This window comes from Paraburkholderia phymatum STM815 (assembly GCF_000020045.1).
GTDB classification, from domain to species: domain Bacteria; phylum Pseudomonadota; class Gammaproteobacteria; order Burkholderiales; family Burkholderiaceae; genus Paraburkholderia; species Paraburkholderia phymatum.
Window position 1 is genome coordinate 1,407,652 of sequence record NC_010622.1, and the last position, 24,468, is coordinate 1,432,119.

At 64.0% G+C, this 24,468-nt stretch carries 18 protein-coding genes; 15 read left to right on the top strand and 3 right to left on the bottom strand.

All coding sequences use genetic code 11. The features are described 5' to 3' along the window. The first annotated feature begins 105 nt into the window (after positions 1-105). The 7 genes from BPHY_RS06380 to BPHY_RS06410 all read left to right on the top strand — a co-directional run bounded on the left by BPHY_RS06380 (position 106) and on the right by BPHY_RS06410 (position 6,496). Complete coding sequence (locus BPHY_RS06380; protein WP_012400654.1) at positions 106-843, top strand: glutathione S-transferase; 738 nt, start codon at positions 106-108, stop codon at positions 841-843. Between the two features lie 137 nt (positions 844-980). Continuing rightward, positions 981-2,714 carry a ClcB-like voltage-gated chloride channel protein gene (locus BPHY_RS06385; RefSeq protein WP_012400655.1) on the top strand — a complete coding sequence of 578 codons (1,734 nt, stop codon included), beginning with the start codon at positions 981-983 and terminating at the stop codon, positions 2,712-2,714. Positions 2,715-2,895: 181 nt separating this feature from the next. Next, positions 2,896-4,233 (top strand): C45 family autoproteolytic acyltransferase/hydolase, encoded by a 1,338-nt coding sequence (locus tag BPHY_RS06390; RefSeq protein ID WP_012400656.1) that lies wholly within the window; start codon positions 2,896-2,898, stop codon positions 4,231-4,233. A gap of 329 nt (positions 4,234-4,562) precedes the next feature. Then, a complete protein-coding gene (locus BPHY_RS06395; protein ID WP_012400657.1) occupies positions 4,563-4,814 on the top strand; it encodes a hypothetical protein in 252 nt (83 codons plus the stop codon). A gap of 87 nt (positions 4,815-4,901) precedes the next feature. Then, complete coding sequence (locus tag BPHY_RS06400; protein WP_012400658.1) at positions 4,902-5,132, top strand: DUF2795 domain-containing protein; 231 nt, start codon at positions 4,902-4,904, stop codon at positions 5,130-5,132. Positions 5,133-5,157: 25 nt separating this feature from the next. Beyond that, positions 5,158-6,030, top strand: a complete 873-nt coding sequence (locus BPHY_RS06405) for an AraC family transcriptional regulator (RefSeq protein ID WP_012400659.1) — start codon at positions 5,158-5,160, stop codon at positions 6,028-6,030. Between the two features lie 91 nt (positions 6,031-6,121). Continuing rightward, positions 6,122-6,496 carry a cupin domain-containing protein gene (locus BPHY_RS06410; protein ID WP_012400660.1) on the top strand — a complete coding sequence of 125 codons (375 nt, stop codon included), beginning with the start codon at positions 6,122-6,124 and terminating at the stop codon, positions 6,494-6,496. Positions 6,497-6,520: 24 nt separating this feature from the next. Here the strand turns inward: BPHY_RS06410 and BPHY_RS06415 are convergent, their stop codons facing one another. Further along, complete coding sequence (locus tag BPHY_RS06415) at positions 6,521-7,141, bottom strand: TetR/AcrR family transcriptional regulator (RefSeq protein ID WP_012400661.1); 621 nt, start codon at positions 7,139-7,141, stop codon at positions 6,521-6,523. Positions 7,142-7,415: 274 nt separating this feature from the next. Here BPHY_RS06415 and BPHY_RS06420 point away from each other — a divergent pair, with 274 nt between their 5' ends. From BPHY_RS06420 to BPHY_RS06430, 3 genes are read left to right on the top strand one after another with little or no spacing between them, the layout of a single operon-like run. Further along, positions 7,416-8,555: an efflux RND transporter periplasmic adaptor subunit gene (locus BPHY_RS06420; RefSeq protein WP_063713839.1), complete on the top strand. Its 1,140-nt coding sequence runs from the start codon at positions 7,416-7,418 to the stop codon at positions 8,553-8,555. Beyond that, positions 8,552-11,674 (top strand): efflux RND transporter permease subunit, encoded by a 3,123-nt coding sequence (locus BPHY_RS06425; RefSeq protein WP_012400663.1) that lies wholly within the window; start codon positions 8,552-8,554, stop codon positions 11,672-11,674. The genes BPHY_RS06420 and BPHY_RS06425 overlap by 4 nt, the downstream gene beginning before the upstream one ends. 2 nt (positions 11,675-11,676) lie before the next feature. Then, positions 11,677-13,170 carry an efflux transporter outer membrane subunit gene (locus BPHY_RS06430; RefSeq protein WP_012400664.1) on the top strand — a complete coding sequence of 498 codons (1,494 nt, stop codon included), beginning with the start codon at positions 11,677-11,679 and terminating at the stop codon, positions 13,168-13,170. A 328-nt stretch (positions 13,171-13,498) separates the two neighbouring features. On the opposite strand, the gene BPHY_RS06435 is transcribed toward BPHY_RS06430, so the two are convergent. Further along, the gene (locus BPHY_RS06435) at positions 13,499-16,042 is read right to left on the bottom strand and encodes a penicillin-binding protein 1A (RefSeq protein WP_041763809.1); all 2,544 of its coding nucleotides are present in this window, start codon (positions 16,040-16,042) and stop codon (positions 13,499-13,501) included. Between the two features lie 617 nt (positions 16,043-16,659). Here BPHY_RS06435 and BPHY_RS06440 point away from each other — a divergent pair. The 3 genes from BPHY_RS06440 to BPHY_RS06455 all read left to right on the top strand — a co-directional run bounded on the left by BPHY_RS06440 (position 16,660) and on the right by BPHY_RS06455 (position 19,862). Continuing rightward, positions 16,660-17,325 carry a hypothetical protein gene (locus BPHY_RS06440; RefSeq protein ID WP_012400666.1) on the top strand — a complete coding sequence of 222 codons (666 nt, stop codon included), beginning with the start codon at positions 16,660-16,662 and terminating at the stop codon, positions 17,323-17,325. 544 nt (positions 17,326-17,869) lie between these two features. Next, positions 17,870-18,550 carry a PspA/IM30 family protein gene (locus BPHY_RS06450; protein WP_012400667.1) on the top strand — a complete coding sequence of 227 codons (681 nt, stop codon included), beginning with the start codon at positions 17,870-17,872 and terminating at the stop codon, positions 18,548-18,550. 106 nt (positions 18,551-18,656) lie between these two features. Further along, complete coding sequence (locus tag BPHY_RS06455; protein ID WP_041763811.1) at positions 18,657-19,862, top strand: tetratricopeptide repeat protein; 1,206 nt, start codon at positions 18,657-18,659, stop codon at positions 19,860-19,862. A 96-nt stretch (positions 19,863-19,958) separates the two neighbouring features. Here the strand turns inward: BPHY_RS06455 and BPHY_RS06460 are convergent, their stop codons facing one another. Then, complete coding sequence (locus BPHY_RS06460; protein WP_041763371.1) at positions 19,959-20,591, bottom strand: TetR family transcriptional regulator; 633 nt, start codon at positions 20,589-20,591, stop codon at positions 19,959-19,961. 210 nt (positions 20,592-20,801) lie between these two features. Here BPHY_RS06460 and BPHY_RS06465 point away from each other — a divergent pair, with 210 nt between their 5' ends. Beyond that, positions 20,802-22,283 (top strand): flavin-containing monooxygenase, encoded by a 1,482-nt coding sequence (locus BPHY_RS06465; RefSeq protein WP_012400670.1) that lies wholly within the window; start codon positions 20,802-20,804, stop codon positions 22,281-22,283. A gap of 696 nt (positions 22,284-22,979) precedes the next feature. Next, positions 22,980-24,392, top strand: a complete 1,413-nt coding sequence (locus BPHY_RS06470; protein WP_012400672.1) for a methyl-accepting chemotaxis protein — start codon at positions 22,980-22,982, stop codon at positions 24,390-24,392. Positions 24,393-24,468 lie beyond the last annotated feature (76 nt).

Consider the following 24,468-nt stretch of genomic DNA (forward strand, 5'->3'; position numbering starts at 1 on the left):
TCGGGAACACGCCAACGTCATTCGTCGCGCGGCATACTTCTAGCTCGCTTCCGTGTGCAAAGGCGGCGCACCCCACGCCGCCGACAACCGAATGAGGACCGACCGATGACTTACCGACTCTACTACTGGGATGGCTTGCAGGGCCGCGGCGAATTCGTGCGGCTCGCACTGGAAGAAGCACGCGCGGACTATGTCGAAGTAGCGCGCGGCGACGAGCAGGACGGGCTCGGCACAGGCGCGATGATCGACGTGTTGAACGACACATCAGAGGCGTATCTGCCGTACGCGCCGCCGTTCCTGCAGGACGGCGACCTGATCCTTTCGCAGACGGCCAACATCCTGTTCTATCTCGGGCCGAAGCTGAATCTCGCACCGACAATCGAGAGCCTGCGCTACGTCGCGAACGGCCTGCAGCTGACCATCGCCGACATGGTCACGGAAGCACACGACACGCATCATCCCCTCGCGTCGGGCATGTACTACGAGGAACAGAAAGAGGCCGCGAAAATCCGCGCGGCGGATTTCATCGACCATCGGATTCCGAAGTTCATGGGCTATTTCGAGCGCGTGCTGAAGCAGAACCCGGCGGGCGACACATACATGGTCGGAGATTCGCTGACGTACGTGGACCTGTCGATGTTCCAGCTGATCGACGCGCTGCACTACGCGTTTCCGCGTGCCATGAAGCATTTCGGCGAGCGTCATCCGCGCCTCGCCGCGCTGCACGATGCGGTGCTCAAGCGCCCGAACATCGCCGCGTACCTGGACTCCGACCGGCGCCTGCCCTACAACGAAACCTGCGTCTTCCGGCACTACCCCGAACTCGACAAGGACGTGCGCTGATATGAGCTGACATCGCACCGCCCTCGCCGCGGCGCGCACCCGAAGGGACGCGCCGCCTTTCAAACCGCCGCCGCGCGAGGCCGATACCATGCAGGCCGCACGTGTCCAATCAACCACCCTAAACGCCCGCTCCCGCCGTGCTTTCATTTCTGCTGAGACTGCGCACCCGCGCCGCCCATCTCTTCCGCCTGTCCGATGCGCACACGATGCTGGTTTGGTCGGTGATCGTCGGGATCGCGGGCGCCTTCGCGACCATTGCCTTTCGCGAAGGCATCTCGCTGCTGCAGCGCGTATTCACCGGGCAGGACGGCAGTCTCGTTGAAATGGCGCGGCGACTGCCGCTCGCGATGCGCATCGGTTTGCCCGCATTCGGCGGCCTGATCGCGGGCATGCTGCTGCTCCTCGCGCAACGCGGCGTCGACAGGAAGCTGCACACGGATTACATGGAAGCCGTCGTGATCGGCGATGGCGTCGTGCCAGTGCGCGTCAGTCTGTGGCGCAGCGCGTCGTCGCTGTTCACCATTTCGAGCGGCGGTTCGATCGGCCGCGAAGGTCCGATGGTGCAACTCGCGGCGCTCGGCGCGTCGCTGATCGGACGCGTCGTGCATTTCGATCCGCCGCGTCTCAGGCTGCTTGTCGCGTGCGGCGCGGCGGCGGGCATCACGTCCGCATACAGCGCGCCCATCGCGGGCGCTTTTTTCGTCACCGAAATCGTGCTTGGTTCGATCGCAATGGAAAGCTTCGGGCCCGTCGTGGTGTCCTCGGTGGTGTCGAACATCGTGATGCGCGAATTCGCCGGGTACAAGCCGCCGTACGAGATGCCCGTGTTTCCGCCCGTCGCCGGACTCGAAGTGCTGCTCTTTGTCGCGCTCGGCCTGCTGTGCGGCGCGGCGGCGCCGCAGTTTCTGCGGCTCATCGACGCCAGCAAGTCGGCATTCGGCCGTCTGCCCGTGCCCTTGCCTTTTCGGCTCGCGCTCGGCGGACTGGTCGTCGGCATTCTGTCCGTCTGGACACCCGAGGTGTGGGGCAACGGCTATAGCGTCGTCAACTCGATCCTGCATTCGCCGTGGACATGGACGGCACTGCTTGTCGTGCTCGCTTTCAAGCTGATCGCGACGGCGGCCACCGTGGGTTCGGGCGCAGTCGGCGGTGTGTTCACGCCGACGCTCTTCGTCGGCGCCGTGATCGGCTCGCTGTTCGGCCTCGGCATGAATGGGCTGTGGCCGCATGCGACGTCCGCGCCGTTCGCCTACGCGATGGTCGGCATGGGCGCGTTTCTCGCGGGCGCGACGCAGGCGCCGCTGATGGCGATCCTGATGATCTTCGAAATGACGCTGAGCTATCAGGTGGTGCTGCCGCTCATGCTGTCGTGCGTGGTCGCCTACTTCGCAGCGCGTGCGATCGGCAAGACCTCCATGTACGACATCACGCTGCACCGCAATCGCGAGGAACAGGAACGCATGCGGCTGCGCGCGACGCAGATGCGCGAACTGATCCGCCCGCCGCAAACCGTCGTGCAGCCGAACGCGACCGTGCACGACATGACGCGCGTGTTCCTCGAATACCCCGTCAAATATCTGTACGTGACGGATGAGAGCGATGCGTTTCTCGGCGTGGTTGCGCTGAAGGACATCACGTCCGATCTGCTCGACAGACGCGACACCTCGACCAAGACGGCCGCCGATTATCTGCAGCCGCATTTCGACGTGCTGACGCCGGACATGCCGCTCGGCGTCGCGCTTCAGCATTTCATGGCATTCCAGGGCGAACGGCTACCCGTCGTCGAAAGCAGGGCGCGGCCGACGCTCGCGGGCGTCGTCTACAAAACCTCGTTGCTCGACGCATACTTCCGGATGAACCCGGCGCGGTAGTCCGCCAACCTCGGTGCGTTGCCGTTCGCGCGCCTGGCAAAGCGCGGCAAGTTCCCTACAATGAATTGACCCGGCGCCGGGCACGGCCCCGGGCACGAAAGAAGCTGCAAGCCGCATCCCGCGACATACGGCGCTGAGCAACGCCGGCGGCGATGCCACGTACGTACGAACGGGAGCGAAGATGAGCAAACCGTCCATCGATGCCGTCCGCCGCGACCATGCGGGCTGGATCTTCGTGCACATCCAGGGTGAGCCATACGACCGCGGCGAACAGCACGGCCAGTTGCTCGCCGCCGAGATCCAGAACGCGATCCGCACCGCCCGCTATCTGGCGAAATGGGACACGGGCGAGGATTTCGACACCTTCATCAATGCCGCCGTGGAGCAGTTCGCGCCCCGCATCGACAGCGAATACGCCGACGAGATCCAGGGCATCGCCGACGGGGCGAAGCTCACGTTCGCAGAAGTGCTTGCGTGGAACGGCTACATGGATCTGCTGCAAAGCTGGTGGCCGCAGCACGCTGCGCAGCAGAAACCGCAACTCGGGTTGAAGCCGTGGCGCGGACGGCGCGGGCATCATTGCAGCGCATTCATCGCGACGGGCAGCGCGACGCGCGACGGCCGCATCGTCATGGCGCACAACTCATGGGACCGCTATGCGGCGGGCGACGCGTTCAACGTCGTGTTCGACATCGTCCCGGAAGCGGGCAACCGCATTCTGATGCAGGGGCTGCCCGGCTGCATCTCGAGCCTGACGGACTTCTGGGTCACGTCGGCGGGCCTGATGGTGACGGAGACGACGATTTCGAATTTCGCGGGCTACAACGCATCGGGCGCGCCCGAGTTCTATCGTTCGCGACGCGCGACCCAGTACGCGAACAGCATCGGAGAATGGTGCGAGATGTTCGCGATGGCCAACAACGGCGGCTACGCGAACAGCTGGCTGATCGGCGACGCGAAGACGGGCGAAATCGCCCGCTATGAACTCGGTCTGCACTACTCCGGCTTCGAAAGCACGAAAGACGGTTTCTATAGCGGCTACAACACGGCGACAGACCTGAAAATCCGCAACCAGGAATGCACGGGCGAAGGCGAGGACTACACCGACGTGCGGAAGAACGGCGCGCGGCGGCTGCGCTTCATGCAGCTGGAGGAAACGCATCGCGGCCGCATCGACGTCGAACTGGCGAAGGCGATGATCGCCGATCATCACGACGTCTACCTCGATCGACCGGACAACCCGTGTTCGCGCACGATCTGCGGCCACCTCGAGCTCGACGACCAGCGTTTCGGAGGCTCGGATCACGGCCCGTTCAATCCTTGGGGCGCGAACGACGGCAAGGTCGTCGACAGCGAGATGGCGCGCGACATGGCGTTCTTCGCGCGCTGGGGACATCCGTGCGGCCGGCCCTTCGATGCGCAGGCGTTCATGAAACGCCATCCGCAGTGGAACTGGCTGAACGGCTATATGCGCGACCGGCCGTCGTGGCCCTGGACGCGTTTCGAGGTGCTGCGCTGAGCCCGGGGCGTCACCGCCTGCCCCACGCCGGGTTAACGCGACCCGCTTTCTACATACGTGATGCCGTGCGCATGCCGCGCAGCCACACGGACGCTCGCGACGCCGCGCCCGCCCGCCTGGAAACCGCCTCCAACCTCCATCAACGCCGCGCCATGTTCCTGCTTCCTTGCGCCTCGCCAGCGCTTGTAAAAAATAACTGGCGTAATATGAGGGGGACGCGCGGTGCTCGCAGACGGCAACCGCGTGGGGCGGACGTCATCACGTCATGACCGAAATGGCATACCGCTTGCATGCAGTTACTGCGCTGCCTGGCATAAGGAGGTCGAGCGATGAAAACCTCGACGCTGTTGATCATGGTGACGTTGTCAGCCTCGTGTTTCGCTGCGCCGGTGCATACGGCGACGGACGGCACGATCGACACGGCCGCCGCCCGCGCCAACGCCGCCCCCGTCGCGCCCGCCGCGCCGGACGTCGCGGCCCAGACCGACATCCGGCCAGAGCGATGGGAACACATTGCACTACCCAAGTCGCGGCACCTCGAGCGCGGCTTCGTGGCACAGGACGAACACCTGCAGACATGACGGCGCGAATGTTGCGCGACAATGCGCGATTCGATGGGCGGATCGTCCCGCTCGCGTCGATAACTTTCAGAACAATGGAGCGCGAGCATGACGGAATCCGCTATTCCGGGTGAATCGATCGACCTGCAAATTGCAGACGTGCTGAGCGGCGTCACCTATCCGCTGAACAAGGACGCACTCGTCGATGCCGCGCGCGAAGCCGGCGCCAGCAACGAGGTGCTGTCGATGCTCGACGGTCTGCCCGAGCAGGACTACGCGGACATCGAGTCAGTCACGAAGCTGATCGGCAGCAATTTCGGGCCGGGCCTTGGCATCTGACGGCGCGCGTCAGCAGGCAGGCAGCATGCAGACAGATGACACGACGGCCGTCTCGACGACAAACACAGCAACGCCCGGGCTGCATCCCAACCGCGACTGGATCCGGCGCGCGCCCGCGCAGGACGGCGTGGAACGCATCGAGGCATTCTTCCAGCGCAACGGCTACGCATTGCATCGGCACGATACTTACGCGATCGGTCGCACGCTTGCTGGCGTCCAGAGCTTTCATTACCGGCACAGTGTGCGCAACAGTCTGCCCGGCGGCACGATGGTGCTGCATCCCGACGAAGCGCACGACGGCCAGGCGGGCACCGACGAAGGCTTCCGCTACCGGATGATTTACGTCGAGCCCGCCGTCTTCCAGGCGGCGCTGGGCGGCAAGCCGTTGCCGTTCATCGAAGGCGGGCTGTCGGATGACCCGCGCCTCGCCCACGCGACGCAAGCGCTGCTGCAAGGCCTCGACCGCGCGCTGGATCCGCTCGAACAGGACGACGCGCTGTTCGATCTCGCGCACGCGCTCGACGCCGTGTCGAGCGCGCGCCCCGTTCAGCGCCCGCGCCCGTCCGCCGATTTCCGCGCCGCGCAGCTTGCGCGCGATTACCTGCACGCATCGCTGGAGCAGCCCGTGACGCTCGACGAGCTGGCCGCCGCGAGCGGGCGCGACCGCTGGAGTCTGTCGCGCGATTTCCGCACATTTTTCGGCACGAGTCCGCACCGATATCTGACCATGCGCCGCCTCGATGCCGCGCGTCAGTCGATACTGCGCGGCATCGCGCTCGTCGATGCCGCCGCTGCCGCGGGCTTTGCGGACCAGAGCCATATGACGCGACATTTCGTGGCCGCGTACGGCGTGACGCCGTCGCGCTGGCTGCGCATGCTCACCGCGGACCTGCGCTGAACCAGCGCCGCAGATTGGCACGAACGTTCAAGACGGCGGCCTGCGCGCGTCACTACACTCGCCGGCACTGACTTCAACGAAAGGAAACGCCATGTCCGCCACACCCTATCAGGCAGTCAATTTCGCCGACAAGCTGAGCCGCATCCACGACCACTGGCAGCAACGTGTGATCGCCGAAATGAACGACTACCAGTTCAAGGTCGTGAAGATCGAAGGGGATTTCATCTGGCACGATCACGCCGATACTGACGAAGCGTTCATCGTGCTGGAGGGCGTGTTGCGCATCGATTTCCGCGACGGCGCGGTGCAGCTGTCGGCGGGAGAAATGTTCGTCGTGCCGAAGGGCAAGGAACACAAGCCCTACGCAGAAAAAGAAGTGAAACTGCTTCTGATCGAGCCGCGCGGCGTGACGAACACGGGCAGCGAAACCAGCGAGCGCACGGCCGCCAACGACGTGTGGATCTGAACGGCGAGCTTAAGGACGCTTGCGTCACTCCAACGACCGGCCGAACACCACCCGCGCAAAGAAGCTGCCGAGCACTTCTTCCGCGCGCTGACCCGAAAAGCGCTGCGGATCGACGGTAAAGAAAAACTGCATGCCGTCGCACAGGCCCATCAGACCGAGCGCCAGCGTTTCGGCCGGCAACGGCAGCGGCGTGCCGACCCGAACTGAAAACTCCGTGATGTACGCCGTGAGCTGTTCGAGCTTTTCATGCATGAAGGCGTTGAAACGGACGCGGAACCGCGCATCGCGCGCGGCCAGCAGCTTCGCCTCCACCCACAGGATGAAGCACTTGTTCTCGCTCGGCATGCGGCTGTAGTAGCGCAGCACGCTCGCTTCCATTTCCTCGCGCGTCGCGTTCTCTTCGAAGATGCCTTGCAGATCCGCCTGCATCGACTCGTGATCGCGCCGCAGCAGCTCCAGGAACAGTTCCGGCTTGCTTCGGAAGTTCGAATAGAACGCGCCGCGCGTATAGCCCGCCGCCTCGGCAATGTCCTCGACGCTCGCCGCGACAAACCCCTTCTTCATGAAAATGGCCTGCGCAGCATCGAGCAGACGCAGACGCGTCTGGTCCTTGCTCTGTTCGCGGGTGAGCCGTATGCGTTTCATATTTAACAGTCTAGCATCGATCCGAAATCAGATTCATCTTTGCATTCAGATACAGTACTGTATTAAAATTCGCTTCACCATCTGAAGCAATCCGTGCAGCACCTGGTGAAACGACACACGTTTCGATGCGCCTCGAATCGAAGTATGCGCGTTGACGCGTCGTCGCATCCCGTCGGTAGCCTCTGGCCTGCCATATCCGTTTGCATCTCAGCCTGGGGGCATCGTGAATCGTTCCCGCCGTGGCGCGCCACCTATCGCGCGCAAGCTGTTTCCTCTGTTCGCATCGACTGCACCGGCATCTTCGTCATCGGGCCGTGCGAACCTGGCCGCGCTCCTTCTCGCCACCGCGTTGACGCTCGCCGCCTGTCACAACAAGGAAGCCGCCACGCCCGCGCCGAGGCCCGTCGTCGCCGTCGCTGTGCATGCCGATGGCCGGCCGCTCGCTGCATCGCTGCCGGGTGAAGTGCAGGCGCGTTACTCGACACCGCTGTCATTCCGTATTGCCGGAAAGATCGTCGAGCGGCGCGTGCGCCTCGGCGACGTCGTGCAGAACGGCCAGGTCGTCGCGCGGCTCGATCCCACCGACGCGCAGAAGAACGCCGCCAGCGCCGCCGCGCAACTCGACGCTGCGCAGCATCGGCTCATCTACGCGAAGCAGCAGCTCGAGCGCGACCGTGCGCAGGCGCGCGAGAACCTGATTGCGCAGACCCAACTGGAGCAGACGGAAGACGCCTACGCATCGGCGGCCGCGCAACGCGACCAGGCGCAGCAGCAGGCCGCGCTCGCGAAAGACCAGCTGCGGTACACGACGCTCACCGCCGATCACGCGGGCGTCATCACGGCCGAGCAGGCCGATACAGGTCAGAACGTGTCAGCGGGACAGGCCGTCTACAACCTCGCGTGGTCCGGCGATATCGATGTCGTGTGCGACGTGCCCGAAGCCGCCCTCGCGTCGCTGCGCGTCGGCACGACGGCGACCGTGAAGCTCGGCGCACTGCCCGGCCGCACGTTCAATGCGCGCGTGCGTGAACTGTCGCCCGCTGCCGATCCGCAAAGCCGCACCTATCGCGCGAAGCTCACGCTCGATCATGCGGGCGCGGACGTGCGTCTCGGCATGACAGCCGACATCGACTTCGCACACGACAACACCGCCCCGCACGCCAGCCTCTACACGCTGCCCGCCACCGCCCTGTTTCATGACGGCACCCAGCCCGCCGTGTGGGTCGTGAAGAGCGGCAGCGACGAACTGGCACTGCGCCGCGTGCAGGTCTCGCAATACACAGAGCGGACCATCGCCGTCTCGCAAGGTCTGAGCGAAGGCGAGCGCGTCGTCTGGCAAGGCGTGCATACGGTGACGGCGGGCGAGAAAGTCCGCGTCGTGGCGCCGCTGCATCCCGAGGATTTCGCGTCATGAGCGGCATGCGCGACGAAGAAGGACGCTTCAACCTGTCCGCGTGGGCGCTGCGCCATCAGGCGCTGGTGGTGTTTCTGATCGCGCTCGCGACGGCGTTCGGCGTTCTTGCCTACACGAAGCTCGCGCAATCGGAAGATCCGCCGTTCACGTTCCGCGTGATGGTGATCCGCACCTTCTGGCCGGGCGCGACCGCGCGCCAGGTGCAGGAAGAAGTCACCGACCGTATCGGGCGCAAGCTGCAGGAAACACCCGCGATCGATTTTCTGCGCAGCTATTCGCGTCCCGGCGAATCGCTGATCTTCTTCACGATGAAGGACTCGGCGCCCGTCAAGGATGTCCCGGAAACCTGGTATCAGGTGCGCAAGAAAGTCGGCGACATCGGCCAGACATTGCCACAAGGCATTCAGGGCCCGTACTTCAACGACGAGTTCGGCGACGTCTACACCAACATCTACACGCTCGAAGGGGACGGCTTCTCGTCGGCGCAGCTGCACGACTACGCCGACGAATTGCGCGCCGTACTGCTGCGCGTGCCGGGCGTCGGCAAGGTCGACTATTTCGGCGACCCCGACCAGCATATCTATGTCGAAATCACCAATACCCAGCTGACGCGCCTCAATATCTCGCCGACGCAGCTCGCGCAGGCGATCAACTCGCAAAACAGCGTCTCGCCCTCAGGCACGCTGACGACGCGCGACGACCGCGTGTTCGTCCGCCCCACGGGACAATTCAAAGACCTGAATGCACTTGCCGATACGCTGATCCGCATCAATGGCCGCTCGTTCCGGCTCGGCGATATCGCGACGATCCAGCGCGGCTACGACGATCCGCCCGTCACGCAGATGCGCTTCACGGGCAAACCCGTGCTCGGCATCGGCGTGACGATGCAGACGGGCGGCGACGTGATCCGGCTCGGCAAGGCGCTCGACGCGAAGATGACGGAACTGCAGGCGCATCTGCCCGCGGGACTGAAGCTCGTCGAGGTGTCGAGCATGCCGCACGCCGTCGCGCATTCCGTCGACGACTTCCTCGAAGCCGTGGCCGAAGCCGTGGCCATCGTGCTTGTGGTGAGTCTCGTGTCGTTGGGCGTGCGCACGGGGATGGTGGTCGTGATCTCGATTCCCGTCGTGCTCGCCGTCACCGCGCTTTGCATGTATCTGTTCGATATCGGCTTGCACAAGGTCTCGCTGGGTACGCTCGTGCTCGCGCTCGGCCTGCTCGTCGACGACGCGATCATCGCCGTCGAAATGATGGCTGTGAAGCTCGAACAGGGCTGGAATCGCACACGCGCCGCCGCGTTCGCGTACACAAGCACCGCGTTTCCGATGCTCACGGGCACGCTCGTCACCGTGTCGGGCTTTCTGCCGATCGCGCTCGCCAAATCGAGCACGGGCGAGTACACCCGCTCCATCTTCGAAGTATCGGCGATCGCGCTGATCGCGTCGTGGCTCGCGGCCGTCGTGCTGATTCCGATGCTCGGCTATCATCTGCTGCCCGAGCGCAAGCGCGAGGCACACGAGTCGGAAGATCACGAACACGACATCTACGAAACGCGCTTTTATCGACGCCTGACGGGCTGGATCAGCTGGTGCATCGAGCGGCGCTACATCGTGCTCGCGATCACGGTGATTCTGTTCGTCGTATCCCTCGCGGGTTTCGCGCTCGTGCCGCAGCAGTTCTTCCCGAGCTCGGACCGGCGCGAGCTGCTCGTCGACGTGAGACTGCCCGAAGGCGCATCGTTCGAAGCGACCTTGCGCCAGGCTCAGCGCATCGAAAAGGCGCTCGCAGGCCGGCCCGAGATCGATCACTCGGTGGACTTCGTCGGCTCGGGCGCGCCGCGCTTCTATCTGCCCCTCGACCAGCAATTGCAGCAGCCGAACTTTGCGCAGTTCGTGATCACCGCGAAGTCGGTCGAAGATCGCGAGAAGCTCGCGCGTTGGCTTGAACCCAAACTGCGCAACGACTTCCCCGCGATCCGCACGCGCCTGTCGCGCCTTGAAAACGGTCCGCCCGTCGGCTATCCCGTGCAGTTCCGCGTGAGCGGGGACGATATCGCGACCGTGCGCTCGATCGCCGAAAAAGTGGCCGCGACGATGCGCGCGAACGCGGGCACCGCGAACGTGCAGTTCGACTGGGACGAACCCGCCGAGCGCTCGATGCGCTTCGAGGTCGATCAGACGAAGGCGCGCGAACTGGGCGTGACATCGGCGGACGTATCGAGCTTTCTCGCGATGACGCTGACGGGCTATACCGTCACGCAGTACCGCGAGCGCGACAAGCTGATCAGCGTCGATCTGCGCGCGCCGAAGAACGAGCGCGTCGACCCGTCGCAACTGCTCACGCTCGCGATGCCGACGCCAAACGGCGCAGTGCCCCTCGGCACGCTCGGCCAGATGCGCGAGGACCTCGAATACGGCGTGATCTGGGAACGCGACCGTCAACCGACGATCACCGTGCAATCCGACGTGCGCGGCAATGCGCAAGGCATCGACGTCACGCATGCCGTCGACAGACAGCTCGCGCAGGTCCGCTCGACGCTGCCCGTCGGCTATCGGATCGAGATCGGCGGATCGGTCGAGGAAAGTGCGAAGGGTCAAACGTCGATCAACGCGCAGATGCCCATCATGATCATCGCAGTGCTGACGCTGCTGATGATCCAGTTGCAGAGTTTCGCGCGCGTGCTGATGGTGGTGCTGACGGCGCCGCTCGGACTGATCGGCGTGGTCGCCACGCTGCTTCTGTTTGGCAAGCCGTTCGGCTTTGTCGCGATGCTCGGCGTGATCGCGATGTTCGGCATCATCATGCGCAACTCGGTGATTCTCGTCGACCAGATCGAACAGGACATCGCGCAGGGACACAAGCGCTTCGACGCGATCGTCGGCGCGACCGTGCGGCGCTTCCGTCCGATCACGCTGACGGCGGCAGCCGCCGTGCTCGCGCTGATTCCGCTGTTGCGCTCCAATTTTTTCGGACCGATGGCGACGGCGCTGATGGGCGGCATCACGAGCGCGACGGTGCTCACGCTCTTCTATCTGCCCGCGCTCTATGCCGCCTGGTTCCGTGTGCGCGGCAACGAGCGCGATCCGCGCCCGGCGCCGGGCGAACATTCGGGGAATTGATCATGCGCCTCTTTTCAATGACCCGCACGTCTTGCGCAGTGGCGGCAGCTTCCCTGTTCGCGACGGCCTGCGCGTTCGGGCCGAGCGGCAATCCGCCAGCGATGCCCGAACCCGCGCATTACGGCGCCGAAGAACAGTCAACGCAGACAGTGCCCGCGCAAGGCATCACGCAGCAGTTCGTCGTCGGCGCAAACGCGGTGCCGCAATGGTGGCGCACGTTTGAATCGAATGAACTGAACGCGCTCGTCGACGAAGGCCTGCGCAACAGCCCCACGCTCGCCGCCGCCGACAGGAATCTGACGGCAGCCCGCGAGCAGTTGCGGGCGCAGATCGGCAGCAACATGCTGCCCGCCATCGACGCCGGCGGCCAGGCTGCGCGCCAGCGCGCGCTCGGCATTCCCGAGGCCGGACCGAACACGTTTCTGTACAACACGTTCGTCGGCCAGTTGCAGGCGCAGTACACGTTCGACATCTTCGGCGCGGCGCGGCTTGCGAACGCGGCGCTGGCCTCGCGTGTGAACGTGCAGGCGTTCCAGTTCAACGCGGCGCGCCGTGCGCTTGCTGCAAACATTGTGACGGCGGCCGTTTCCGCGGCGATGCTCGATGCCCAGGTGAAGACCACCGAACGCCTCGTCACGCTCGCCGACGAGCAGGCTCGCGACACGCAGCGCCGCTACGATCTCGGCGCGGTATCGCACAGCGACCTGCTCAATGCGCAGCAAAGCGCGGCGTCGTTGGCGGCGAGTCTGCCCGCTGCGCGCCAGCAGCTGCTGACGACGCGTCACGCGCTTGCCGTGCTGCTGGGCAGCACGCCGGACGCCGCGCCGCCGCCGCTCGATCTTGCATCGTTGCATGTGCCCGAACGGGTGCCCGTGTCGGTGCCGTCCGATTTACTGAAAGCGCGCCCGGACATCGAGGCCGCCGACGCGACGCTGAAGGCAGCCGCGGCCGATGTCGGCGTCGCGACGGCGCAGATGTATCCGAGCATCACGTTGAACGCGTCGATGGGCCAGGGCGGCTTCAGCTGGCCCGTCGCGCTCTCGGGCGCGGGCGCGCTCTGGAGCATCGGCGCATCGATCACGCAGCCGATCTTTCACGGCGGCGCATTGTTTGCGCAGCGGCGCGCGGCGCTCGCTTCGTATGAAGCCGCCACGTCGCAGTACAAGCAAACGGTGCTGACTGCCTTTCAGAACGTCGCCGATACATTGGCTGCGTTGGAACATGACGCGCAATCGCTCGATGCGGCGAATGTGGCCGCGCGCGCGGCGCAACGCGCGTTCGAAGAGACGTCCGCGAAGTACCGATTGGGCGCCGTCCCCGTCACGTCGACGCGCTCCAGCGAGCAGCAATACCTGAACGCGCGGCTCGACGAGATTCGCTATACGGGCGCGCGTCTGAACGATACGGCGGCGCTGTTCCAGGCGATGGGCAATCCGCCTGCCGAGGAGGCGCGCGCTGAGTCGGTGTCGACGGGTGCGGGACCCATTGCACAGTGAGCGACGCGTATCGAGTTATCCCCAGTTTCTGGGGATGATCTTGTTGAGATCGCCGGGACAAGCAGGATAAGTCATTGAGCCAGCGACGGATTTCTCCCGCGCTGCAGATAGCGCTGCGCATGCCTGAAAAACGGACGATGGAACACGGCGCAGGTTATCAACAGATTCTGTTGGCAGGGCTGTTGATAACGCCTGGACATCCTCCCTAACCCGCTGAGCGCGCAACGAAATCATCGCTTGGCGCGCATGCCTCCATCGACTGCACAAAAAAACGCGCCCGTGATGTCCACCACGGGCGCGTGTTTGCCGGCGTCGAAGGCTCAAACCATCAAGGCTTGTTCGACTCGAACAGATCCATGATCTGCTTCTTCTCCGTCGACGTGACGTTCGGCGGCGGCGCGGGCGGTGTCATCCCTGCGGGCCCCACCGTACCGACGGCATCGCCGCCGCTCGCCAGCGGATTCGCCGAATCCATGCCGATGCTCGCGACGAACCCGGCGCCCGGCGTCATGTCCGCATAGAACAGTTCGCCATCGACGGTCGTCACGCCCGGCGGCATCTCCGGCTCGGCTTGCGGCACGCCGCGCAGCGCGCGCTGCATGTACTCGACCCAGATCGGGAGGGCCAGTTGCGCGCCGAATTCACGGCTGCCAAGCGACTTCGGCTGGTCGTAACCCATCCACGCGACGGCCACGAGCGACTGCTGATAGCCGGCGAACCAGCCGTCCTTCGCGTCGTTCGTGGTCCCCGTCTTGCCCTGCAGGTCGCTTCGATGCAGCACGTTGGTGCCCGCGCCCGTACCCGCCGTCGCCACCGAATGCAGCAGGCTGTTCATGATGTACGCGTTGCGCGGCTCGAGCGTGCGCGGCGCGTCGCGGCCCGCCGTCAACGGCTGCGCGCGCGACAGCGGCTGCCCATGCGGATCGTCGACTTCGGCGATCAGATACGGATTGATGCGGTAGCCGCCGTTCGCGAACACGCTATACGCGCCCGCCGACTGCAGCGGCGTGACGAGGCCCGCGCCGAGCGCCATCGGCAAGTATGGCGGCGTCTTGTCGGCGTCGAAACCGAAGCGCTGCGTGACGAAGTCCTGCGCGTACTTCGTGCCGATATAGGACAGGATGCGGATCGACACCAGGTTCTTCGACTTCTGCAGCGCAAGACGCATGGGCATCGGACCGTCGGGCTGGTCGTCGTCCTTTGGCTCCCACGCGTCGCCGCCCGGCGCGCTCGGCGGGAAGTAGAGCGGCGCGTCGTTGATGATCGTCGCCGGTCCAAGGCCCTTGTCGAGCGCAGCCGAATAGATGAACGGTTTAAAGCTCGAACCCGGCTGACGCCATGCCTGCGTCACATGGTTGAACTTGTTCTTGTTGAAGTCGAAGCCGCCGACGAGCGAGCGAATCGCGCCGTCCTGCGGCGTCATCGACACCAGCGCGCCCTCCACCTGCGGCAACTGCGTGATCTGCCATTTGCCGTTCGCATCGGCCACCAGCCGCACGATCGAGCCAGGCCGGATCTTCTGCGCCTGCGCGGCGCGCGCCGACAGCGAACCGGCTGCAAAGCGCAGGCCGTCGCCCGTCACGCTTGCCTGCGTGCCGTCGAGCATTTGAGCCTTCACTTCCTTCGCGGTCGCCGACGTGACGACGGCCGCCACGATCTCGCCGTTGTCGGGATGATCGTTCAGCGCGTCCTCGATCGCCTCGTCGCGCTCGTCGCCAGCAGCCGGCAATTCGACGAAGCCTTCCGGTCCGCGATAGCCGTGGCGGCGCTCGTAGTCCATCACGCCTTTGCGCACCGCGCGATATGCGGCTTCCTGATCGGCCGAATCGATCGTCGTCGTCACGTTGAGGCCACGCGTGTACGTCTCGTCCTTGTACTGCGCGTACATCATCTGACGCACCATTTCCGCGATGTACTCGGCGTGCACGCTGTACTCGTTGCCCGCCGTCTTCGTGCGAATCTCTTCCTTCACGGCCTGGTTGTACTGGTCCTGCGTAATGTAATTCAGGTCCAGCATGCGCTTGAGGATGTATTCCTGTCGGATCTTCGCGCGCTTCGGATTGACGACCGGGTTGTACGCGGACGGCGCCTTCGGCAGCCCCGCGAGCATCGCCGCTTCGGCGAGCGTGATGTCTTTCAGATCCTTGCCGAAGTACACACGTGCCGCCGCCGCGAAGCCGTAAGCGCGTTCGCCCAGATAGATCTGGTTCATGTACAGCTCCAGAATCTGGTCTTTGGTGAGCGCGCGCTCGATCTTGTACGCGAGCAGCATTTCATAGACCTTGCGGGTGTACGTCTTTTCACTCGACAGAAAGAAATTACGCGCGACCTGCATCGTGATCGTGCTTGCGCCCTGCGACGAGCCGCCGTGCATGATGTCCGCGAAACCCGCGCGCAGAATGCCGATGAAATCGACGCCGCCGTGCTCGTAGAAACGGTAGTCCTCGATCGCGAGCACAGCCTTCTTCTGCACGTCGGGGATGTCCTGAAAGCGCACGAGGCTGCGCCGCTCTTCGCCGAACTCGCCGATCAGCACGTGGTCGGCCGTGTAGATGCGCAGCGGGACCTTCGGGCGATAGTCGGTCAGCGCGTCGAGCGACGGCAACTGCGGGCCCATCACGACGAGCGCGTAGCCGACGATCAGCGCCCCCACCACGGCGAGCGTGGCGAACAGGCCAGCGAACCACATCGCGATCGTGCCGCCTATTGAGCGTCCCCCGGAGCGCCTGCCACGGCCGCGCTCATCGCCGGCGTCATCTTCACGCTGGGCGTAGCGATAGTCGCGGCTCGGGTTGTCATGGCTGCCGAAAGATGGCTCGCGGCCTGGATGCCCGGAGGAACTGGAGGAATTCGGTCGTTTGATGATTGGCATGACTGGAATGATGAGCGCGTTCTTCACGCCCGGTATGCACGCTTGGTGCGCTTGAATCGTGATCGTTGCGCCGCCCGCGCATCGTTATGCGCAGCCGCCGCACCGTTGTGCGCCGGATCGACGGCTCGGGGCGCCGCACCCTTCGCGGCGCTGCTGCGTGCCGCGCGGCACGACGCTTCACACCCCGCGATCGCTTGCGCACAGCACCGTCAGTCTTACCCCGTCCCAGCCGGCCGCATAGCGCGCCCGGGCGGCGCCTGGCGCAACGTAACAGCGCATTTTAAAGAAATCAAGCGACGGCGATCGTGATTTTTTTGTAAGAATTCCCTCATGATTGCGCCCCGAAGCACCTCAATACACGGTATTGCACTGTTTGAGCAGCTTCGCCGCCGCCTATCGGTTATCAACAGAAAATGTGGAGAGGCCTGTGGACAATCCGCCCGCAAGCATCCCAAACCCTTGATGTGACAGCCATTTTACGGCCCGCCCGATTTACGCCCGCGGATAACCGCGCGCCACGTTTTCGTCTTATGATGGATCGACGCGCGCCAGGCAGGATTCGCCGCCTGCCGGGATTCCTCCGCAGTTCGACACCAACAAAGAACGCGAGCCGATCTATGAACAAGCCCAGCGAACGCATCGTCGTCTTCGTGACGCCCGCCCAGAAACGCGCCATCTCATCGACGGCCGGGAACCTCGGCATCAGCGTCAGCGAACTCATGCGCCGTGCGGTACTGAGCTTCGGCGCGACCAGCGAGCAGGTCAAGGCGGCGAGCATCGTCGACCGGCTGCGCGCGCCGCGCGAACCCGATGCGCTGAACGAAGCGCTGCAGCGTGTCGCGCGAGCCGGCAAACATCTGCGGCAGGCGCCGCCGACGGCGCTCAAGACGCCTGCCTCCCGCGACGCGTCCGCGCCCACACACAACGACACGGGCTTCGCTGGGTCCGACACGCCGCGCGAAGCGCTCGCACCGATCGATCTTGCGCGCCCGTCGTCCGTTGCCGCCCTGTGCGCACTCAACAGCAACGATCACGGTGCCGCCGGGCAGGCCGCAACGCAGGCCGCCACGGAAGCCGCCGCGCGGGTTGCGGCCGCGAAGGCCGCCGCCCTCTCTTCCACAGGCGAAACAGATTCGCCGGATGCAGCCTTCGACACGCCTACGCCATGCAGAACGTCCACGCTGCTCGCCCCGAACGGCAATGCAGCCGGCAAACGTCACCACGAGCAGGAAGGCGACGAATCGGGCATCGATCCCTCCAGGGGCAGCGGCCGCTTCGCGTAGATGCGCCACGGCGCATCGCGTCGTATCGTCGGCTATCCGAAAGAATCCGCCCATGCACGCCCGCAGATTCACACTTTGGTCGACACGTCGCGCACTGGTTCGTTCATGTCGTTGCGCAGATTCTTGACGCTGCAAAAGAATGCAAGGACGGCCGCCAGAACATGCAGGAAATCGCACTTTAAGTCGGGTTTAAGCGTACGCGTGGTGTAATATCCGCGAGCTGTTGAATACCCGGTCGCGCATCCCTCGCAAGGTCGGACGGGGCGTCGACAGATGCGCAGTACGACGTGAAAGCGGACGGTTAATTTTTGCATGCCGCTATTGCAATCCGTCTGTGCGCCCCGATGTCAGCACCGGCTGCATCGTCACCCCGTCGTCGCCCGGTCGTCACCGTTAGCCTGCGTGAACGGACGCATATCGGATGACATGTGGCACGGCCCGCAGCGTCGCGAACGACGGCGTAAACTACACGTAGCCGACGTCGTCACGCGCCCTGTCGCAGGCGCCGGGTATTCAGCGTCGATTTCAATCAATGGAGGGTTTCATGTCGCTTTTTGACAGCATCACGCGGACCGTCAAAGGTCTCTTGAACGACGCAGCTGATTCCGTGCAAGACCCGTCGCGTGATGCGCGCCAGATCGTGCGCGAACTCGACGACAGCATCGCGAAAGCGGAGAACTCGCTGATCGAGATCCAGGCGCAGGTCGCGACGCAGCAAAGCAAGCGCGACGTGGCGGCAGACAAGGCGAAGAAGTACGAAGACGGCGCAAAGCGCGCGCTGCAAGCCGGCGACGAAGCGCTGGCACGTGAAGCGCTCGGCGCGCAGGCCACGGCGGAGGCCGAACGCGATGCGCTCGCGAAGGAACTGGCCACGCTCGAACCTTCCGTCGAGCAGTTGAAGACGCAGATTGACGACATGCGTCAGCGCCGCAACGATCTGAACGCACGCTCGAACATCCTGCAGGCCAAGCAGCAGATCGCGCAGGCCAAGGACACGGCGGCCACCGCGCTGGGCGGAATCGGCGGCAAGAATCTTGCTGAAGATTTCCAGAAGCTGGAGGACAAGGTCGCGCTGTCGAACGCACGTTCCGACGCGCGTCTGAGTTCCGCCGACACGAAGAGCGGCAAGGCGCTCGACGACAAGCTCGCGGACCTGAATCGCGGCCCGTCCGTCGACGACCGCCTCGCCGCGTTGAAGAAGCAGCTGGACGCGCCAGCGCAGTAAACGCGGCAGGCGATGTGTCGCGCAGCACTCGTGTTTCGACGCGAGGCTGCGCGGCACGGCAACTCGATAGTCATGGAGACGGGCGTCAATGCGCCCGGCCCGCATCATGCAAAAATTTTTCGCAGCAGCCGGCGCTTCTTTGTCGCTCTCACTGATGCTGGTATCGGGTGCCGCGTTCGCGGTGCCGACGGCGACGCAGATCGAAACGACGATTCAACAGGGTGACTGGCAGAAGGCCGACTCGCAGTTGAGCGAAGTGCTGAAGGCGCATCCCGACAGCGCTCGCGCACATTATCTGTACGCGCAGGTGCTCGACCGCGAGGGCCGCCCCGCCGATGCACTCGCACAGCTTCAACAGGCAAAGACACTCGACCCGCAAGTCCGCTTCACAGACCCCGGCCGCTTTGCGCAGACGGAAGCGCGTCTGCGCGCCGACGCCGCGCGTATCGGCGGCGGTGTCACGCACCGCACCGGCAATCCGTTCGCCCAGCAGGAATCCGCGCCCGCGACGCAGTCGGCAATTCAGCAGGCGCCTCAACGGCATGGCCCGTCGACGGGCATGTGGATCGGCATCGCCGTGCTGATCGCCGCAATCGCCCTGATTCTGCGCTGGACGCTGCGCCGCGCGCGCTCACAGGACGACACACGCGCAAACGACGACCGTCGCGTGCAACTGAAACGCGCAACCGATCTGCTCAACGACGTGCGTTCGCTGAAGCTCGACGTGAAACTGTCGACAGCGCCGGGACATGAAGCGCTCGAACGCGAAGTCGAAGGCGCTGAAACGCAGTTGCGGCAACTGGTCGAAGCGCTGTCGAACAGCAAGAACCCCGTGCCGCCGTATCAGGTCGAAGATCTCGAACGGCAGGTTGCGAGCCTCAAGGCGCGCGCCGAAGGACGGCCCGATCCGAACGCGGCACCCGCGGCGTCGGCGGCCGACTCGCCGTATGCACGCGAAGCCAATGAGGCATTCGGACGCGGCCAGCAAACGGGCTATCCGCCGAACTATCCGCCGCAAGCGCCTTACCCGTATCCGCCGCAGCAACAGCAGCCGCCCGTTATCGTGCAGCAAGGCGGCGGCTTCGGTAGCGGCATGGGCGGCCTGCTGACAGGCGTGCTCCTCGGCGAAGCGCTCAATTCCGGCCGCGACCGCGTGGTCGAGCGCGACGTGATCGTCGACGATGAATCGCGCAAACGCGGCGGCAACGATGCAGGCTCGATCGACTTCGGCCAGGGCTCCAACGACTGGAGCGATGGCGGCGGCGTCGACACGGGCAGCAACGACGACTCGGGTGACTGGAACGATACCTGACGATCTGACTGCGCTCGCCGGGTTGAACGGCGACAAACGCGAAGGGCTCCTCACGGAGCCCTTTTTCATGCGCGTCAACGGGCAACATGCTTGCGCTTATCCGCTATGCCCTTCATGCTGCGACAGCACGACGGCACCCGCAAACAGCCTCGCAATGAAGCGCTCCGCGTAATCGATCAGCGACGCGCGCTGTGCAACATTGCCGATAAATTCGTGCGACAGATGAAACAGCTGCAGCACGATCTGCGTGCAGATTTCCTCGACGGTCTCGCGCGACAGCGTGGGCATCAGATTCAATTGCAAGACGTCCTCCGCCATCTCCGTCGACACCTCGTTCAGATTCGCGCGCACGGCCTCGCGCAGCACGGGCGACGTGCCGTGATACTCGGCCAGCGCACTCAGAAACGCCTCGCGGTTGTCGAGCGCAAACGCAAAGAAGGCAGCACACGCGCGACGGGGCACGCTATGCGGCTCGTCGTGTGCAGCGAGCCAGCGTTCACGCCGCAGCATCGGCCGCAAACGGAGGCCGATCCATTCGCCGGCTTCGCGGGCAAGATCGTCGAGCGTGTCGAAGTGCCGGTAGAACGTATTCGGATTGAGTTCGGCCTCTCGCGCGAGTTCGCGAAGGCCCAGACTCGTGAAGCTGCGGCCACGGGCTGTGAGCCGCAACGCTGCCTCGATCAGTTTGCGCTTGCCGGGCGCGAGTTGCGGGTCCAATGCGGGTTGCATGAGCGTCCGTTTAAACGATCTAAAGAGATGCGATCCGGCCGATGCCATGTCTCGACCTTCGAGCGAGCACTGTACAACGATCTTGACGTCATGTGTACACTTGTCTACCCTGCGCTTAAACCGTCGTAGACGGATGCAGACCAAATCATTTTTATCGTATTCACCATCGGAAGTTCTCGGACTCCGACGATGCGCCGGAGCACTCGACCTATGCCCTCCTCCCGTCCTGCTGAGCTGCGTATCGCGATTGTTGGAAGCGGCTTCTCAGGCATCGGCATGGCGATCCGGCTCAAGCGGCTCGGTTATGCATCGGTGTCGATCTACGAAGCGGCGGCCGAACTGGGCGGCACGTGGCGCGACAACGTCTATCCGGGCGCCGCATGCGATGTCCCCTCGCATCTGTATTCGTTTTCATTCGAAGCGAATCCGGGGTGGACGCGGGCATTCAGTCATCAGCATGAGATCCTCGCGTATCTAAAGCATTGTGCACGCAAGTATCAGGTGGATAGTGCCATTCAGTTCAATGCACGTGTAACGGCGGCCCGTTTCGATGAAGCGCGCCTCGTCTGGCAACTCGACCTCGCACGCAATGGCATGCATGAAACCGTCGAGGCGGACATCGTAATCGCGGCGAGCGGACCGTTGTCGCGTCCCGCGATGCCGCGCATCGACGGGATCGGGTCTTTTAGCGGCAGGATATTTCACTCGGCACGCTGGGATCACGCGTATCCACTCGAAGGCAAGCGCGTCGCAGTCATCGGCACGGGAGCGAGTGCCATCCAGTTCGTACCGCAAATCCAGCCACGCGTCGCACAGTTGCTGCTGTTCCAGCGCACTGCGCCTTGGATCATGCCCAAGCCCGACAAGCCGACTGGCGAGCGCGCACGTTGGCTCTTCAAGCATCTGCCGTTCACGCAGCGCTTCGTGCGCAACGCGATCTACTGGCAGATGGAGTCGCGTGGCATCGCGTTCTTCGTGAACCCCAGGCTCGCAAATCCAGCGATGAAATTTGCGCGCAGCTATCTTGAACGGCGCGTGAAAGATCCTGCATTACGCGCGAAAGTTACGCCCGACTACAGGCTGGGATGCAAGCGCGTGCTGTTGTCGAGCGACTACTATCCGGCAATCCGCCAGCCGAACGTGGATGTCGTGACGACGCCGATACGCACCATCGTGCATGACGGCATCGTGACTGCCGACGGCGCGCATCATGCCGTCGATGCGGTCATTTGCGGCACTGGATTTCAGGTCAACGATGTCGGCGCGCCATTCGACGTCGCGGGCATCGGCGGCGCCGATCTCGGCGCGCTGTGGCTGCGCGACGGTCCTGAAGCGTACCTGGGCACAAGCATCGCGGACTTTCCGAACTTCTTCATGTTGGCCGGCCCGAACACGGGCCTGGGTCATAACTCGATGATCTACATGATCGAGTCCCAGGTGCAATACATTGCCGACTGCCTGCGCGAACTGCGGCGCCGCGGCGCACGCACGATGAATCTGCGTGCCGACGTGCAGCGCGCATTCAATGAGCGCCTGCAGCTCGACATGCGGCAAACGGTTTGGGCCAGTGGCTGCCATAGCTGGTATCAGACGAAGAGCGGCAAGGTGACCGCGATCTGGCCGGGCTTCACGTTCAGTTTCCGTCGCCGCACGCGACGTGTGCGCAGCGGCGAGTACACCTATTCACGTTAGGAGCGTGCATAGGACGGGTCGTTCCATGTTGCAAACAACAGGGACAAGAAATGAAGAACTTAGACACGACCCCGTCAATGCATGCGCCGCTGCTGGCCCGCTCTCTCGCAGCGCGCCCCGGCCTCACGAGCATGGCGCGCGATGAACTGAGACGCCGCGACATGCAGGCTGGTTCAGGATTCGTGCAGATCATGGGCTCTCATGTGTTCTTTCACGGCAAAGGCACGCGCGCAGCGATCGACAATCAGCTTACTGCAGTTCATCCTGTACTGCGTGACAGTGCATCGCATTGCGCTTCACGTTCAGCCGCCGCCCAGCAGGCGCAACAGCCCCCAAAGGAACTTGCAGACCATCACGATCAGTTCCCACAGATACACCAGCTGTTCCCAGCCCGACACGCGCGCAAAGGATTCAATCATCAGTCGCAGGTTGGAAGGGTTTGAAAGACAAGCAGCATGGCTTGCGCACGCATATCGGCGATCCTACCCGATCCGGATGCGGGATAGTCCCTATCAAGTGGTCCCGTAAGGCGCCGTTGAGAACCCTAAGCGTGAAAGACAGGTGCAACTCATGTGCCGCCATTCATTTGCAGGACGGCGATCGACCAACCGATAGCCTGCAACATGCACTGACACGCACCTCAGACAGACATCGAGACAGCGCTCGACCGCGCCGCACCGCTCAGGAGAGTTGATCATGACGGGCTTCTTCAATCGCCGCTCACGCCGCAACGTCGGCGCTTCTTCCATAGTCGGCGAAATCGCCGCGCAAGCGGGCAAGCTCGGCATCGAAATCTGCGACGTGTCCGGTCATATCGAAGAAGTTGCCGCGCGGGTCAAACGGCAGGCCGACGTGTGCCAAACGCTGCGTCAGTCGGCGGCGGCCACCCTCGCAGGCAACCATCGCATCGCCGCGGCGGCCCGCGAAATGAGCGCCGTGACGGCGCAAGCCGCGGGCGATGTCGGAAGCTCGCAGCAAACACTTGATGGATCGCTGTCCGATATTCATGGGTTGGTCGAAGGCGTGACCGTGATCGAAAGTCAGATCGGCGCGTTGCGCGCCGCGCTCTCGCACGTGAGCCGCGTGTCGGAGGAAATTTCGCTGATCGCGCGGCAGACACACTTGCTCGCGCTGAACGCAGCGATCGAAGCCGCACGTGCCGGCGATTTCGGCAAGAGCTTCGCTGTCGTCGCAGCCGAGGTGAAGACGTTGTCCGCCAAGACGGCGCAGGCAACGGGCCAGATTGAAACGACGCTCGCCCAACTCACCGAACAGACAGAACGGCTGATCGCCGAGGGCGCCGAAAACACGGCACGCGCCCAACGTGTGCGTGAAGGCACGCGCAGGATCGGCGATGTCGTGCATTCGACCGGTCACGCGATCATGCAGTTGAATGCAGAGGCGAACCAGATCGCCACGCTGTCGGGTGAAATCGAAGAGCAATGCAATGCATTCGAATCGCAGGTGCTGGAAATTGCGACGGACGTCGAGCATTCTGGTGAAAATTTCGTGCAGGCGAAGAATCAGCTCGGCAGCCTGCTCGGCGTATCGGAAAATCTGATCGAACTGACGGCGGGCACGGGCGTCGCCACGGCAGACACGCGCTTCATCGACGCCGTCGAACAGGCGGCAGCGAAGGCCGGCAAACTGTTCGAGGCGGCGATCGCGCGCGGCGAATTCACGATGAACGACCTGTTCGACGATCGCTACGTGCCCGTGCCCCGCACGAACCCGCAGCAATTCGTTACGCGCTTCACCGAGTTGACCGACAGGATCCTGCCGCTCATCCAGGAGCCGATGCTCGAACTCGATCCTCGCGTCGCATTCTGTGCGGCCGTCGACGTGCGCGGCTACCTGCCGACTCACAACCTCAAGTTCTCGCAGCCGCAGCGCGACGATCCCGTCTGGAACGCCGCGAACTGCCGCAACCGACGGATCTTCAACGACAGGACGGGTCTCGCGGCGGGTACCAATACGAAGCGCTTTCTGCTGCAGACGTACCGGCGCGATATGGGCGGCGGCGAATATGCACTGATGAAGGATGCATCTGCGCCGATCGTCGTGAACGGCCGGCATTGGGGCGGCCTGCGCATCGGTTATCGGATCTAAGCCTGCACGCCCGATTATCTTGATGAAAAAAGCCGGCGTCCTGGCGGGCGCCAGCCATCTGCATTGAATTTCTCGT

What these genes read in the sequence shown, in the direction of transcription:
- BPHY_RS06380 (WP_012400654.1), top strand. Translation starts at nt 106, where the DNA reads ATGACTTACCGACTCTACTACTGGGATGGCTTGCAGGGCCGCGGCGAA.
- BPHY_RS06390 (WP_012400656.1), top strand. Translation starts at nt 2,896, where the DNA reads ATGAGCAAACCGTCCATCGATGCCGTCCGCCGCGACCATGCGGGCTGG.
- BPHY_RS06395 (WP_012400657.1), top strand. Translation starts at nt 4,563, where the DNA reads ATGAAAACCTCGACGCTGTTGATCATGGTGACGTTGTCAGCCTCGTGT.
- BPHY_RS06400 (WP_012400658.1), top strand. Translation starts at nt 4,902, where the DNA reads ATGACGGAATCCGCTATTCCGGGTGAATCGATCGACCTGCAAATTGCA.
- BPHY_RS06405 (WP_012400659.1), top strand. Translation starts at nt 5,158, where the DNA reads ATGCAGACAGATGACACGACGGCCGTCTCGACGACAAACACAGCAACG.
- BPHY_RS06410 (WP_012400660.1), top strand. Translation starts at nt 6,122, where the DNA reads ATGTCCGCCACACCCTATCAGGCAGTCAATTTCGCCGACAAGCTGAGC.
- BPHY_RS06415 (WP_012400661.1), bottom strand. Translation starts at nt 7,141, where the DNA reads ATGAAACGCATACGGCTCACCCGCGAACAGAGCAAGGACCAGACGCGT.
- BPHY_RS06425 (WP_012400663.1), top strand. Translation starts at nt 8,552, where the DNA reads ATGAGCGGCATGCGCGACGAAGAAGGACGCTTCAACCTGTCCGCGTGG.
- BPHY_RS06430 (WP_012400664.1), top strand. Translation starts at nt 11,677, where the DNA reads ATGCGCCTCTTTTCAATGACCCGCACGTCTTGCGCAGTGGCGGCAGCT.
- BPHY_RS06435 (WP_041763809.1), bottom strand. Translation starts at nt 16,042, where the DNA reads ATGCCAATCATCAAACGACCGAATTCCTCCAGTTCCTCCGGGCATCCA.
- BPHY_RS06440 (WP_012400666.1), top strand. Translation starts at nt 16,660, where the DNA reads ATGAACAAGCCCAGCGAACGCATCGTCGTCTTCGTGACGCCCGCCCAG.
- BPHY_RS06450 (WP_012400667.1), top strand. Translation starts at nt 17,870, where the DNA reads ATGTCGCTTTTTGACAGCATCACGCGGACCGTCAAAGGTCTCTTGAAC.
- BPHY_RS06455 (WP_041763811.1), top strand. Translation starts at nt 18,657, where the DNA reads ATGCAAAAATTTTTCGCAGCAGCCGGCGCTTCTTTGTCGCTCTCACTG.
- BPHY_RS06460 (WP_041763371.1), bottom strand. Translation starts at nt 20,591, where the DNA reads ATGCAACCCGCATTGGACCCGCAACTCGCGCCCGGCAAGCGCAAACTG.
- BPHY_RS06465 (WP_012400670.1), top strand. Translation starts at nt 20,802, where the DNA reads ATGCCCTCCTCCCGTCCTGCTGAGCTGCGTATCGCGATTGTTGGAAGC.
- BPHY_RS06470 (WP_012400672.1), top strand. Translation starts at nt 22,980, where the DNA reads ATGACGGGCTTCTTCAATCGCCGCTCACGCCGCAACGTCGGCGCTTCT.